The organism is Burkholderia sp. BCC0322 (assembly GCF_902833045.1).
Classification (GTDB): domain Bacteria; phylum Pseudomonadota; class Gammaproteobacteria; order Burkholderiales; family Burkholderiaceae; genus Burkholderia.
In genome coordinates, this window is the sequence record NZ_CADFDU010000009.1 from 229727 (window position 1) to 244162 (window position 14436).

Genomic DNA, 14436 nt, shown 5'->3' on the forward strand with positions numbered 1-14436 from the left:
CCTGGTCGACGCGTACCCTCGCCATGCGTCGAGATGGCAAAATTTGCCAATTCATGCTGTTTTGTGGCTTTTCATGCGGATGTCATTTCGTGTCGCGATAGTGCGGGATCGGGCGACAGTCCTGGGAACGAACGGCGCGAGCCGGCCCGTTCGACGCGCTCCAGGGAGCCGTCGACGGGATGCGGCGCGTGTCATCTCGACAGAAGGAACGTGCAATCGTGAATGCCATCGCAGCGGCGGATTCCTATGACGTGGTGATCGTCGGCGCCGGCATCGTCGGCCTCGCGCATGCCTATACGGCCGCACTCAAGGGGTTGAGCGTCTGCCTGATCGAGCGCGATGCCGCATGCGTGGGCGCGTCGATCCGCAATTTCGGCTTCATCACCGTCACCGGGCAGCACGCCGAACACAGCTGGCGGCGTGCGCGGGCGAGCCGCGAGGTCTGGGCGGACGTCGCGCCGCAAGCCGGTATCGACGTGCTTCACCGGGGCCTGCACCTGATTGCGCGTCGCCCCGAGGCGATGCAGCTGATCGATGCCTTCATGCAGACCGGCATGGCCGACGGCTGCCGGGTCATGACACCCGGCGAAGCGGCGGCCGTGGCGCCGGAACTGCGGCTGGACGGCGCGCAAGGCGTGCTGCACAGCCCGCATGAACTGCGCATCGAGCCGCGTACCGCAATCGGGTTGCTGGCGTCATGGCTGGCGGAGCGCTTCGGCGTGCGGTTTCGTTACGGCGAGATGGTGCACGAGGTGCGCACGCCGACCGTGCGGACGTCGCGCGGCGTGTTGCACGCGGAGCGCGTGATCGTCTGCGGCAATGCAGACAGCCGCCACCTGTACGGTGACTGGTTCGCGCGGCACGCAGTCCGGCTGTGCCAGTTGCAGATGCTGCGCGTGCGGCCGCGCCGCCCGTTGGCGCTGCGCGCCGCGGTGATGAGCGACCTGAGCCTGCTGCGGTATGCGGGTTTCGCGGCGCTGCCCGCCGCCGACGCATTGCGCACGCGCCTGAAGGCGGAGGAACCGGTGTGCCTCGGTTACGGCATCCACCTGATCGCGGTGCAGAGCGCCGACGGTAGTCTCGTCGTGGGCGATTCGCATGAATACGGCGCCGCACCGCTGCCGTTTGCGACGCAGGAGATCGACGCCCAGATCCTGCGTCTGCTGCACGAGACGCTCGATATCTCGGAACTGGACATCGTCGAACGCTGGACCGGCAGCTATCCGTCGGCGCCCGATGCCGATTGCGTGATCGAGGCGCCGGATGACGGCACGCGCGTCGTCGTCGTGACGAGCGGCGCCGGGATGAGCACGGGCTTCGGCATCGCGCGGGACGTGTTTGCCGCGTGGTGACGGCGTGGGCGTACGCGGCCGGCACGCATGCCCGATTCCGCCGATGCGCTTGCAGGCATGACGGTGGCATTCGACGGGTGATTTAGTGTGTTTAGCGAAACAGGCGAATCATGAATTTGTCTAGTCATCCTGACAGAAAGATCATACGGAATGCACCAAGTTCGTGCCGCGAATCACCGCGAAGAGGCACGAAAAAGCCCCGTTATTAGGGGATTTCCCGCGTTTACCCGGTTTTTTTTGATCAACGCTTGTCGCTCCGTTTTTCTTCTTGCATGCTTGTATAGACAAATTCCTGAGGCTTGCATGACCGAGGGGATGACGAACTTCAACGCAAGGAGAAATCTCGTGAACGGCAAGCGCATCAAGTGGGCAGTCAGGACGATCGGCATCATTGCGGCGGCTGCGGCCACGCTTTCGGCGCCGGTGCAGGCGAAGGAATGGAAGACCGTGACGGTGGCGCTCGAAGGCGGCTACGCACCGTGGAACCTCACGCTGCCGGGCGGCAAGCTCGGCGGCTTCGAGCCCGAACTGCTCGCCAACGTGTGCGAGCGTATCAAGGTGCAGTGCAACATGGTCGCGCAGGACTGGGACGGGATGATTCCGGGGCTGCAGGCCGGCAAGTTCGATGTCCTGATGGATGCGATCTCGATCACGCCGGAGCGCGAGAAGATCCTGCTGTTCTCGCGTCCTTATGCGGCCACGCCCGCGACGTTCGCCGTCACCGATACGAAGATCCTGCCGAAGGCGGCGCCGGGCGCGCCGATCGTCAAGCTGTCGGGCGACGCGAACGCCGACAAGCCCACCGTCGACGCGCTGCGCAAGCAACTGAAAGGCAAGACGATCGGCATCCAGTCGGGCACCGTCTATACGAAGTTCATCAACGACAGCTTCAAGGACATCGCGTCGATCCGCGTGTACAAGACCTCGCCCGAGCGCGATCTCGACCTCGTCGCCGGCCGTATCGACGCATCGTTCGACGATGTCACGTACTACGCGGCGAACAACGCGAAGAAGGACAACGCATCGATCGTGCTCGCGGGCCCGAAGCTCGGCGGGCCGATCTGGGGGCCGGGCGAAGGGCTGGCCTTCCGCAAGCAGGATGCCGACCTGAAGACGAAGTTCGATACCGCGATCGGCGCCGCGCTCGCGGACGGCACCGTGAAGAAGCTCGCCGACAAATGGTTCAAGACCGACGTCACGCCGTAAGCGCGCGTCCGGCCGCCGCCGCGCCCGCGGCATGAGCCGCGCGCGGCGGCGTACATCCTGCCGATCCAATCAACGCTTGCCGGGAGGCACGCATGGCGATCCTTGAAATGCTGGGCTTCGGAACCGAAGGCTGGGGCGGCGTGCTGCTGCTCGCCGCGCTGATGACGGTTGCGCTGACGCTTGCCGCGCTCGCGGTGGGCGCGGTGATCGGCGCGGGCATCGCGGCCGCGAAGCTGTCGCGCTACCGCAGCGCCCGCCTGCTCGGCGACCTGTACACGACGGTGTTTCGCGGCGTGCCCGAGCTGCTGGTCATCTACCTGTTCTATTTCGGCGGCTCGACGCTCGTCACGGCCGTCGGCCAGTGGTTCGGCGCGGAAGGCTTCATCGGCGTGCCGCCATTCGTGATCGGCGCGCTGGCGGTGGGAATGATTTCCGGCGCGTACCAGGCCGAGGTGTATCGCGCGGCCGTGCTCGCCGTGTCGAAGGGCGAGCTTGAAGCGGCGCGCTCGATCGGCATGCCGCGCGGCATGGTCCTGCGCCGCATCCTGGTTCCGCAGGTCCTGCGCTTCGCGTTGCCGGGCATCGGCAACGTGTGGCAGCTGAGCCTGAAGGATTCGGCGCTGATCTCGGTCACCGGGCTCGCCGAGCTGCTGCGCACGAGCCAGATCGCGGCGAGTTCGACCCATCAGTATTTCGTGTTCTTCGTCGCGGGCGGCGCGCTCTACCTGGTCATGACGGGGCTGTCGAACCGCGTGTTCAACCGGGCCGAAGCGATCGTCGGCCGGTCGTTCCGCCGCAACTTCGCACGCAACTGACGGAGCGCGCCCATGTCACTCGATTTCGACTTCCTGTTCGATACGCTGCGCCAGCTGCTCGCGGCGGTACCGACCACGCTCGGCCTGTTCTTCGCGTCGCTCGTGCTGGGCGGCCTGCTGTCGCTCGTGATCGTCACGATGCGCGTGTCGCCGCGCTGGCTGCCGAACCGCTTCGCGCGTGCGTACATCCTCGTGTTTCGCGGCTCGCCGCTGCTGATCCAGATGTTTCTCGTGTACTACGGGCTCGGCCAGTTCGGCGTGATCCGCGAGAGCTTCATGTGGCCGCTGCTGCGCGAGCCGTACGTGTGCGCGGTGCTGTCGCTCGCGCTTTGCACCGCCGGCTACACGGCCGAGATCCTGCGCGGCGGGCTGATGGCCGTGCCGGTCGGGCAGATCGAGGCCGGCTATTCGATCGGCCTGTCGGGCTTCGCGCTGCTGCGCCGCGTGATCGGCCCGATCGCGCTGCGCCAGTGTCTGCCCGCGTATTCGACCGAAGCCGTGCTGCTGGTCAAGTCGACCGCGCTCGCCAGCCTCGTGACCGTGTGGGAGGTGACGGGCGTCGCGCAGCAGATCATCCAGCAAACCTACCGAACCACCGAGGTGTTCGTGTGCGCGGCCCTCATCTACCTGGGCCTGAACTTCGTCGTCGTGCGCCTGCTCGGCGCGCTCGAATGGCGGCTGTCGGGCCACCTGCGCGCGCCGAAGCCGTCCGGCCCGCCCGCGGCCGGCGCACGCGATGCGCGCCGCGTCGCATCCTGACCGCGTCCTTCCATCCAGGAGAATTCGATGAACACAGCTGCTCCCGTCGCCCTGTCGGTCAGGAACATCCACAAGTCGTTCGGCGATCACCACGTGCTGAAGGGCATCTCGCTCGATGCGCACGAAGGCGACGTCATCTCGATCCTCGGTGCGAGCGGATCGGGCAAGAGTACCTTCCTGCGCTGTCTGAACCTGCTCGAAACGCCCGACGACGGCACGGTCGCGCTCGCCGGCGAAGAACTGAAGATGAAGCGCGCGCGCGACGGCAAGCTGCATCCGGGCGACCGGCGCCAGGTCGATCGCATCCGCTCGCAGCTCGGGATGGTGTTCCAGAACTTCAACCTGTGGTCGCACATGACCGTGCTCGACAACCTGGTCGAAGGGCCGCTGCGCGTGCAGAAGCGCAGCCGCGCGGAAGCGGTCGAGGAGGCCGAGGCGTTGCTCGCGCGCGTCGGCCTCGCGGACAAGCGCGGCTACTATCCGGCCCATCTGTCGGGCGGCCAGCAGCAGCGGGTCGCGATCGCACGCGCGCTCGCGATGCATCCGAAGGTGATGCTGTTCGACGAACCGACGTCGGCGCTCGATCCGGAGCTGGTCGGCGAGGTGCTGCGCGTGATGCGCTCGCTCGCGGAGGAAGGGCGCACGATGCTGGTCGTCACGCACGAGATGGGCTTCGCGCGGCATGTGTCGAACCGCGTGATGTTCCTGCATCAGGGCGAGGTCGATTCGGACGGGACGCCCGGCGAACTGTTCGGCGGCCAGTGCTCCGAGCGCTTCCGCCAGTTCGTGTCGAGCCATCATGACCGCGCCGCGAACTGAGGCAGCCATGACCGTATTCCGTTCGGCACGGCCGCTCGACTGGCGGCAGATTGCGGCGGTGGCGGCCGGCGCGCCGCTCGCGTTGTCCGACGACGCGCGCGGACGCGTCGTCGCGGCGCGCGAACTCGTCGAGGAAATCGTCGCGCGCGGCATTCGCGCATATGGCGTCAACACGGGCGTCGGTGCGCTGTGCGACGTGATCGTGTCGCCGGCGCAGCAGGGCGCGTTATCGCGCAACATCCTGATGAGCCATGCGGTCGGCGTCGGCGCACCGCTCGGCGCGGCGGAAACGCGCGCGATCATTGCCGCCGCGATCAACAACTACGCGCACGGGCACTCGGGCGTACGCGCCGACATCGTCGACCAGCTGGTCGCGCTGCTCGAACACGATTGCCTGCCGGAAGTGCCGGCACACGGTTCGGTCGGCTACCTGACCCACATGGCGCACGTCGCGCTCGTCTGTATCGGCCACGGCCATGCGCGTCACCGCGGCGAACGCGTGCGCGGCGACGAGGCGCTGCGCCGCATCGGCCGTGAGCCGCTGGTGCTCGGTGCGAAGGAGGGGCTGAGCCTCGTCAACGGCACCCCGTGTGTCACCGGGCTCGCCGCGCTCGCGCTTGCGCGCGCGGAGCGGCTGCTCGACTGGGCCGACTGGATCGCGGCGACGAGCTTCGAGAATCTCGGTGGCCAACTCGCCGCATTCGATCCGGCGTCGCTGGCGCTGCGCATTTCGCCGGGCATCGGGCACGTCGGCGCGCGCCTGCGCGCGATGCTTGCCGACAGCGCGATGCTCGCCGCGGCGAACGGGCGGCATACGCAGGATCCGCTCAGCCTGCGCACGATTCCGCACGTGCACGGCGCGGCGCGCGACGTGCTGGCGGTCACGGCGGAAGTCGTCGACCGCGAGCTCGCGTCCGTCACCGACAATCCGATCGTCGCGGGCACGCGCGACGCGCCGGCCGTGCATTCGCAGGCGCATGCGGTCGGCGCGGGCATCGCGCTCGCGATGGACAGCCTCGCGGCCGCGATGGCGCAGGTCGCGGCGATTGCCGAGCGGCGGCTCGACCGTCTCGTCAATCCGCTCGTGAGCGGGCTGCCGGCGTTTCTCGCGACGCCGGGCGGCACGTGTTCCGGATTCATGATCGCGCAGTACACCGCGGTTGCGCTGGTTGCGCAGAACCAGCGGCTCGCCGCGCCCGCGAGCCTCGACGGCGGCATCACGTCGGGCCTGCAGGAAGATCACCTGTGCCATGCGACGCCGGCCGCGCTGAAGGCGCTCGATATCATCGAGAACACCACGCGTGTGCTCGCGATCGAGTTGCTGGCCGCCGCGCAGGCGTACGATCTTCAGGAGAACCGCGCATTGCGGGCGGCACCGACCGACGCGCTGTGGCGTTACGTGCGCGAACGCGTGCCGGCGTATCACGACGACCGGCCGCTCGCGGACGACATCGCGAGCGCGGCGGCCATCGTCGCGGGCGCCCCGCCGTCGCTGGCGTGAAGCAGCGGCGGTGCGATGGTGGGCAGGTCATCCAACCTTCATTCGATCGAGGGCGCATGAACGAAGCGGAACGATACACGGCTGCCCGGCCGGGTGCCGCACCGGGCGACGACGTGCCGGCGCGCGCGCTGCCGGCCTACCAGCAGATCAAGCGCTATGTGGTCGAGCGGATCGCGAACGGCGACTGGAAGCCGGGTGGTGCGATTCCGACCGAGGCCGAACTGGTGAAGGAGTTCGGCGTGGCGCGAATGACGGTGTCGCGTGCGCTGCGCGAGCTGACTGCCGAGCGCGTGCTGACCCGCATCCAGGGCGCGGGCACCTTCGTCGAGCGCCGTCATTACGAATCGACGGTGCTCGAGATCCGCAACATCGCGGACGAGATCGCCGAGCGCGGCCATCGGCACAGTGCGCGCGTGGTGTCGATCGAAAGCAGCGACGATCCCGAAGCGATCGAAGCGCTCGGGCTGCGTACGGGGCCGGTATTTCATTCGCGCATCGTGCATTGCGAGGAGGGCGAGCCGATCCAGTTCGAGGATCGCTACGTCAATCCCGCGCTGTTTCCCGCTTACCTCGAGCAGGATTTCACGGTCGAGACGCCGAATCACTACATGGTGCGGCTCGCGCCGATCCAGCGCGCGGAATTCCGCATCTACGCGCAGAAGCCCGATGCGCAGGTGCGCCGGCACCTCGTGATGGAAATCGGCGAACCGTGCCTGCTGCTGCGGCGGCGCACGTGGGTCGGCGGGCAGGTCGCGACGTCGGTGCAGTTGTGGCATCCGGCGTCGCGGTTTCATCTGGCGGGGCGGGTGTAGCGAGGGGGAGGGCCGCTGCCGCTGTTGGCCGTCGCCACCGGAAGGCGATCGTCGGGGCGGGTCGCGCAGCCGGCTGCCTGATGCGCGAACCCCGCGCGACCGGCGTTCGGGCCGCTCGCGCGGGCCGGTCGACCGGGCACGCAAGCTGCTCGTGGATCGGCGGCGCCCGTGCCATTGCGTGCGCCGAGATCGACATCCTTTTCCGCGAGGCGGCCATGCGTGAAGCGAACCCTCCATCCCGCGCCCGGTCGGGCGCACACGACCGGACCTCGGCGGATCCTCGGGCGGTCGCGGTCCGGCATCCCGTCACGCGCGCGTTCGAACGGTTCGCGTCACACGTGACCGTGTGGGCCGGTTCGCCGATCGCATTCGGCAGTGCCGTGGCCGTCACGCTGCTGTGGCTCGTCACCGGGCCGCTGTTCCACTATTCGGATGCATGGCAGCTCGTCATCAATACCGGGACGACGATCGTCACGTTCCTGATGGTGTTTCTGCTGCAGCGCAACCAGAATCGCGACAGTGTCGCGATGCACCTGAAGCTCGACGAACTCGTCGCCGTCACGCACGCGGCCAGCGACCGGCTGATCGGGATCGAGGACGCGTCGGAGGAAGAACTGCGCGCGATGGCTCAGACCTACCTCGACATGGCGAAGCGGGTCGCCGCCGGAGACGATAAACGGGACGCCGATCGCGATCGCAAGCCGGCCGACCCTTCGCCGGAATCCTGACGGGCGGCGGCGCGACTGCGCGACTGCGCAACGACCGGCACGTGAGCCGCGGACGCTTTTTCAAGCGCTTGTCAATTCTGTCCCGCCGCCGCGGCGCGTGACGGCTTCGGCACGACGAAGCGTCGTGAGATGCGCGAACGCCGTGGCTCGAAGGCCTGGAAGTATTTTCACGGGGGCGCGCACGCCGAGCCAGGCACGCAAATCGCTCCGATCCGCAAGTGAACGCTGCACGACCAGTGTCCTTCGTTCAGATTGCCTGCGGGGGTAAAGAATCTTCCGCACCTGCGGGGAATCGCGTGCAGCGACGAAGCACAACCTGATGCAGTACGGCCCGTGGCCGCGGCAGCGTTTGCCTGGCGCCCGGAGATCCGTCGCCGGTATGACTCGGGTCAAGCGCTTGTCTCCCGCCGGTTGACCGGATGTCGATGGGTGGCAAACACACTGTCAAGCGACATCGTTTCGGGTGTTTCAGGAGCGGCGCTTCACTCAGCGAAATCGCGATCTATTGTCAAGAGGGCAACGCCATGCACGCATTCACGAACCTGAGCCCATTGGTCTCGCTGATCGCCGGAATTCTCATTCTGGTGGTACCGCGCCTGCTGAACTACATCGTCGCAATCTACCTGATCGTCATAGGATTGCTCGGGCTGTTCGGCGGACATTTCCACTGACGCGCCGCGTGGAGAGACGCTGTGCATGACCGAACCGGGGCACGCACGCGAATGTGCGGGAACGCAGAGGACATTCAAATAAGACGGCGCATCGGAACCTGCGTGCGTTCGACGTGCACCTCGACTGAATCCCTGGGCACGGTCAATCGCGTGCGGCCACGCAGTGCGTAGGAGGGCGCGGCCAGGGGGAGAGGTTCCGACCGTTTCATGGATGTAGTCGCCCACGTGCACGACGAAATCGAGATCGCGTTCGTCGGCCGGCAGCGTCATCGCTTTCCGGTGGTTCGCGCTGCAGTCCTGGCGGGTGAGCCACGCGAAGCGAACCTGTTCGTCGGCCTCATGAGCGTCCGGCGCAGTGCGCGCGATACCCGTCATGCTGCCGTCGTCGCCGGCGACGAACCTGTCGTGTTAGAGGGGCTTCGGCGAGAGGGCCGTTACCTTCGCGCGCACGATGAAGTCGTGGGTGGCCAGCGCCCTCGGCGGGACGCTGCGCGCGAGCGCCCGGCCGGTCGAACGCGCTTGCGGGTCGATATCATCAGACATCACCGTTCAACGTATATTCAGGAACACGAATTGCGCAATACCGTGCAGCAAACTCGGGGAGTGAGCCATGCACATCGGCCACACCGTCGGCAAGGCGGCCGCGTGGCTTGCCGTGATCGTCACCCTGGCGCTTGCCGCGCTGGTGATCGTCATCGTGACGTTCGACTGGAATCAAGCCCGGCCCTGGATCGATGACAAGGTGTCGGACGCGATCGGACGGCAGTTCGCCATCAACGGCGATTTGCATGTCGGGTGGCGCCGGCCCGTGAGCGAGCGGGGCCGGCGCGCCTGGGTGCCATGGCCGCGGTTCATCGCACGCAACGTCACGATCTCCAATCCCGATTGGGCGCGCACGCAGTATTTCGTCACGCTGGACGCGATCAGTTTCGAGGTCGAGGCGCTGCCGCTGATGGCTCGCCGCATCGTGATACCGGCAATCGACCTGGTCAATCCATCCGTCGACCTCGAGCGCCTGAAGGACGGTCGAGCCAACTGGACGTTCAAGCTCAGGAAGCCCGCGCAACCGGGCCGATGGACGCTCGACCTGCATGAGATCGCGTTCGCCCAAGGCCATCTCGGCTACTACGACCAGCAAAAGCAATTCGATCTGAGCGCGGTGATCGACACGCTCGGCCAGCCGATTCCGTTCGGCGCGGTGATGAAGCAGCAGGAGGCGCTGGCGCACCACGAATCGGCACAGACCGTCGGGCCGGCAGGTCAAAGAAAGCTCGCGGCCCAGGCGCACTCCCGTTCGGTGCAACCGGTGGTTCCCGCGTCGGGTGCCGACGCGGCGTCCCGTGCATCGGCAGCGGCCTCGCAAGCATTGGTCGCTGCTTCGCATGCCGTCGCGACGACATCCGGCGCCGCCATCGCCCCGGCCGCATCCGGCCCACCGGTGGCATCGAACCCGCCCGCGGCTGTCGCACCGGGCGCAGTGGCCCCGGCGACAACGCGTGCATCGGCGGGCGCTGCGCCCGCCGCATCGACCGGCGTAGGTATTTACACGATTGGCTGGACCGTCAAGGGGGCCTACAAGCAGGGCAATGTCGCCGGCACGGGGAAGATCGGCAATTTGCTGGACGTGCAGGACACGCAACGCCCGTTTCCGGTTCAGGCCGATGTGCGCTTTGGCGATACGCATCTGGCGCTCGTCGGCACGCTGGCCGATCCGTCTCACCTGGCCGCGGTCGATCTCAGGCTGTGGCTCGCGGGCACGAGCATGGCCCACCTGTATGACGTCACGGGCATCACGCTACCCGAAACCTCGCCTTATGCGACCGACGGCCGACTGATCGGCCAATTTCGGGCGTCCGGTAACGTGTTCAAGTACGAGGACTTCACGGGACGCGTCGGCGGCAGCGATCTCGGCGGCACGTTGGTGTACGTGTCGCGCGAACCGAGGCCGCTCTTGTCCGGTACGCTGGTGTCCAGGCTGCTGCAGTTCTCCGACCTTGCGCCGCTCATCGGCGCCGACACGAATGCCGGCAAGGCGCGGCGGGGCGCCGCGGTCGCGCAGCCCGCGAACAAGGCGTTGCCGGTCGAGGCATTTCGCACGGACCGCTGGAAGAAGATCGACGCCGACGTTCGGTTGACCGGGCGGCGCATCGTCAAGAGCGCGAGCTTGCCGATCACCGACCTGTCGGCCCACATCGTGATGCATGACGGCGTGCTGACGCTCGACCCGCTGAACTTCGGCGTCGCGGGCGGTACGCTTGCTTCGAACATCCACCTGGACGGCAGCGGCATGCCGCTCAAGGGGCGGTTCTCGCTGCAGGCGCGGCATCTGAAACTCAAGCAACTGTTCCCGACGTTCCCGGTGATGCAAACGGCGCTCGGCGAGGTCAACGGCGATGCCGCGTTATCGGCCACCGGCAATTCGCCGGCGGCGCTCGCGGCGACGTCCAACGGCGAGGTGAAGACATTGGTGACCGATGGCACGGTGAGTCTCTTGCTGATGGAAGCCGCGGGGCTGAACGTCGCAAACGTGGTGTACGAGAAACTGTTCGGCACACGTGACGTCAGGATCAACTGCGGCGTGGCCGACTTCGTGGCCACCAACGGCGTGCTCGACTCGCGTGTATTCGCGCTCGACACCGAGGATGCGGTGATCGGCATGGACGGCAACGTGAACCTGCGGGACGAGACCATGAATCTGACGATCCATCCCCATACCAAGGGATTCCGGGTGATATCGCTCCGCTCGCCGCTGTATGTCACCGGGTCCTTCAAGCAACCACACGTCGGGGTGAAGGCTGGCGCACTGATCGCGCGTGGCGGTGCGGCGGTCGGGCTGGGCTTGCTGAATCCGCTCGCCAGCCTGCTCGCGTTGCTGCAGCCGGGCCACAGTCGCCCGTTGCCGTGCGGGCAGATGCTGGCCGACATGACGCAGCGCCCGACGGCGCCACCACCGGGTGTCCGACAGAAGACGAAGGCGGCGCCGGCGTACATGAGCGTGCCGCCGGCGGCTTCCGCCGCTTCCGCGGCGGCGGGTGCCGAACCCCGGCATGCGAAGTGAGGGAGTCGGGCCTCCTCTCACGGGCGGCATCGCCGTTATCGATGGTTGCAAGACGGTGGCGGGCGCAGGCCAGGACGTTTCCACGGGCGGCCGGGCGATCAAGCATGAGGCGCAAGAAGCCAAATAATGGCGCCCGACAGGGAGCGCGCCGCCGAAAGCAAGCGCCGAAGTCAACGCGTTCATGCTCTGCGAATCAGCGCAGCACACGCGCTGCTGGATCGTAACGTCGATTTCGCGCGGGTTATCGCGTCGATGGGTCACCCGTTCGGTTCCGGGCGACTGGCGTTCGTTTCGCATGGCATCGGGCGACGGGAAATATAAATTAATTGTGAACACTCCCCGCCGCAAAATTTTGCACAATGGCGGCAGCGCGGCCCGTTGCCGCGATTCGACCCCCGGGAACCCGGCCAGCCGGACCGGGGCTTGCCCGAACCGATACCCGACCTCGGCACCGCCGTGCCGCCGCCCGCCGCCATGGACCAACCGAAACGCATCCTGATCGTCGAGGACGACGCCGACATCGCCGACGTGTTGAGCCTGCACCTGCGCGACGAGCGCTACGAGGTCGTGCACAGCGCGGACGGCGCCGAAGGCCTGCGCCTGCTCGAGCAGGGCGGCTGGGATGCGCTGATTCTCGACCTGATGCTGCCGGGCGTCGACGGCCTCGAAATCTGCCGGCGCGCACGCGCGATGACGCGCTACACGCCGATCATCATCACCAGCGCCCGGTCGAGCGAGGTGCACCGGATCCTCGGCCTCGAACTCGGCGCCGACGACTATCTGGCCAAGCCGTTCTCGGTGCTCGAACTCGTCGCGCGCGTGAAGGCGCTGCTGCGGCGCGTCGATGCGCTCGCGCGCGATTCGCGGATCGACGCGGGCACGCTCGACGTCGCGGGGCTGGCGATCGACCCGATCGCGCGCGAGGCGAGCGTGGACGGCGTGCGCATCGATCTCACGCCGCGCGAATTCGACCTGCTGTATTTCTTCGCGCGGCACCCGGGCAAGGTGTTCTCGCGGATGGACTTGCTCAATGCCGTGTGGGGCTATCAGCACGAAGGCTACGAACACACGGTCAATACCCACATCAACCGGCTGCGCGCGAAGATCGAGGCCGATCCGGCCGAGCCCGTGCGGATCCTCACCGTATGGGGCCGCGGCTACAAGCTCGCCGCGCCGGGCCAGCGGGACGCATGATGAAGCTCACCCTCACCCAGCGGCTGTCGCTCGTGTTCTCGGTGCTGCTGCTTGCGTGCTCCGGCGCGTCCGCGTGGCTGCAGATCCGCGCGAACGACATGCGCGAGCAGGAAGTCGTGCAGGGGCTGTCGCGCGACCTGGCCGCCAATATCGTCAACAGCGTGACCCACAGCGCGCCGCTGATGGATGCGAACGGGCTGCGCCCGGATGCCGTGCGCACGCTGTTCGGCCAGTTGATGGGCGTGAACCCGAGCGTCGAGGTGTACCTGCTCGACAACGCGGGGCGCATCAAGGGCGACGATGCGCCGCCCGGCCACGTGAAGCGCGAGCGCGTCGATCTCGCGCCCGTGCAGCGCTTCATCGCGGGCGAGCCGCTGCCGATCCTCGGCGACGACCCGCGCAGCCCCGACGCGCGCAAGGTGTTCAGCGCCGCGCCGCTGCAGCGCGCGGGGCAGCCGCCGTCGGGCTACATCTACGTGGTGCTGCTCGGCGAGGCGCACGACCGGCTGGCCGCGCGCGTCGACGCAGGCAACGTACTGCGCACGACACTGTGGTCGATGGCGCTGGTCGCGCTGCTCGGCTTGCTCGCGGGCCTCACCGCGTTCAGCTTCATCACGCGCCCGCTGCGCCGGCTCACGGATGCGATGCGCCGCTTCGACGCGAACGGCACGCCCGACACGCAGCCGCCGGTGCCGCGCTCGCGGCCGGGCCGGCGCGGCGACGACATCGTCGTGCTCGAATCCGCGTTCGCGCAGATGGCCGACCGGATCGGCGACCAGTGGCGCGCGCTGACGCACCAGGACCAGCAGCGGCGCGAACTGATCACGAACATCTCGCACGACCTGCGCACGCCGCTCACGTCGCTGCACGGCTATCTGGAGACGCTGTCGCTGAAGTCGGACACGCTCGCCGAGCAGGAACGGCGGCGCTACCTGTCGATCGCGCTCGCGCAGAGCGCGAAGGTCGGCCGGCTCGCGCAGGCGCTGTTCGAGCTCGCACGGCTCGAATCGGGCGGCGTGCAGGCCGAGCGCGAGCCGTTCTCGCTCGTCGATCTCGTGCAGGACGTGTTCCAGAAATTCGAGCTGACCGCGCAGGCGCGCGGCGTCGCGCTGCATGCGCGGATTCCGCCGCGGGTGCCGGTCGTGTCGGCCGATCTCGGGATGATCGAGCGCGTGCTGACCAACCTGCTCGACAACGCGCTGCGGCATACGCCGGCGCACGGCGAGGTCGAGGTCGCGCTGGAGCCGCGCGGCGACCGCGTGCTCGTGACCGTCGCCGATACCGGGGAAGGGATTTCGGCGGCCCGGCGCGAAGGGCTGTTCCAGCGGCCGCAGCGGCCGATGAGCGGCGCTGCCGTGACGAGCGGCGGGCTCGGGCTGCTGATCGTGCACCGGATGCTGGCGCTCAACGGCAGCAGCATCCGGCTGGTCGACCGGGCCGGGCGCGGTGCGGTGTTCGAGTTCGCGCTGGCGGTGGCTACGCCTGCTGCCGGCGACGGGCGCTGACCATCGTCAATGCCCG

The 14436-nt window shown here is 67.7% G+C and carries 13 protein-coding genes; all 13 read left to right on the plus strand.

Annotated features, from left to right (window positions below):
- Positions 1–188 precede the first annotated feature (188 nt).
- The 13 genes from HWX39_RS24430 to HWX39_RS24490 all read left to right on the plus strand — a co-directional run bounded on the left by HWX39_RS24430 (position 189) and on the right by HWX39_RS24490 (position 14420).
- Positions 189–1352 (plus strand): TIGR03364 family FAD-dependent oxidoreductase, encoded by a 1164-nt coding sequence (locus tag HWX39_RS24430; protein ID WP_175970357.1) that lies wholly within the window; start codon positions 189–191, stop codon positions 1350–1352.
- Between the two features lie 345 nt (positions 1353–1697).
- Positions 1698–2558 (plus strand): transporter substrate-binding domain-containing protein, encoded by an 861-nt coding sequence (locus HWX39_RS24435; protein WP_175970419.1) that lies wholly within the window; start codon positions 1698–1700, stop codon positions 2556–2558.
- Positions 2559–2650: 92 nt separating this feature from the next.
- The gene (locus HWX39_RS24440; protein WP_175970358.1) at positions 2651–3373 is read left to right on the plus strand and encodes an ABC transporter permease subunit; all 723 of its coding nucleotides are present in this window, start codon (positions 2651–2653) and stop codon (positions 3371–3373) included.
- A 12-nt stretch (positions 3374–3385) separates the two neighbouring features.
- Positions 3386–4132, plus strand: coding sequence for an ABC transporter permease subunit (locus HWX39_RS24445; RefSeq protein WP_175970359.1), 747 nt, complete (start codon positions 3386–3388; stop codon positions 4130–4132).
- Between the two features lie 27 nt (positions 4133–4159).
- The gene (locus HWX39_RS24450) at positions 4160–4951 is read left to right on the plus strand and encodes an ATP-binding cassette domain-containing protein (RefSeq protein WP_175970360.1); all 792 of its coding nucleotides are present in this window, start codon (positions 4160–4162) and stop codon (positions 4949–4951) included.
- A 7-nt stretch (positions 4952–4958) separates the two neighbouring features.
- Entirely contained in the window at positions 4959–6452 is a 1494-nt protein-coding gene (hutH, locus tag HWX39_RS24455) for a histidine ammonia-lyase (RefSeq protein ID WP_175970361.1), read from the plus strand.
- A gap of 56 nt (positions 6453–6508) precedes the next feature.
- Entirely contained in the window at positions 6509–7264 is a 756-nt protein-coding gene (gene hutC / locus HWX39_RS24460; RefSeq protein WP_175970362.1) for a histidine utilization repressor, read from the plus strand.
- A gap of 215 nt (positions 7265–7479) precedes the next feature.
- Positions 7480–7992, plus strand: coding sequence for a low affinity iron permease family protein (locus tag HWX39_RS24465; RefSeq protein WP_175970363.1), 513 nt, complete (start codon positions 7480–7482; stop codon positions 7990–7992).
- A 524-nt stretch (positions 7993–8516) separates the two neighbouring features.
- Positions 8517–8663, plus strand: coding sequence for a DUF3096 domain-containing protein (locus HWX39_RS24470; RefSeq protein ID WP_081436544.1), 147 nt, complete (start codon positions 8517–8519; stop codon positions 8661–8663).
- 610 nt (positions 8664–9273) lie between these two features.
- Entirely contained in the window at positions 9274–11721 is a 2448-nt protein-coding gene (locus HWX39_RS24475; protein ID WP_175970364.1) for an AsmA family protein, read from the plus strand.
- A 28-nt stretch (positions 11722–11749) separates the two neighbouring features.
- Positions 11750–11848, plus strand: coding sequence for an entericidin A/B family lipoprotein (locus HWX39_RS24480; protein WP_244135090.1), 99 nt, complete (start codon positions 11750–11752; stop codon positions 11846–11848).
- 347 nt (positions 11849–12195) lie between these two features.
- Entirely contained in the window at positions 12196–12915 is a 720-nt protein-coding gene (locus HWX39_RS24485; RefSeq protein ID WP_175952165.1) for a response regulator transcription factor, read from the plus strand.
- A complete protein-coding gene (locus HWX39_RS24490) occupies positions 12915–14420 on the plus strand; it encodes a HAMP domain-containing sensor histidine kinase (RefSeq protein WP_175970420.1) in 1506 nt (501 codons plus the stop codon). Before HWX39_RS24485 ends, HWX39_RS24490 begins: the two co-directional genes overlap by 1 nt.
- Positions 14421–14436 lie beyond the last annotated feature (16 nt).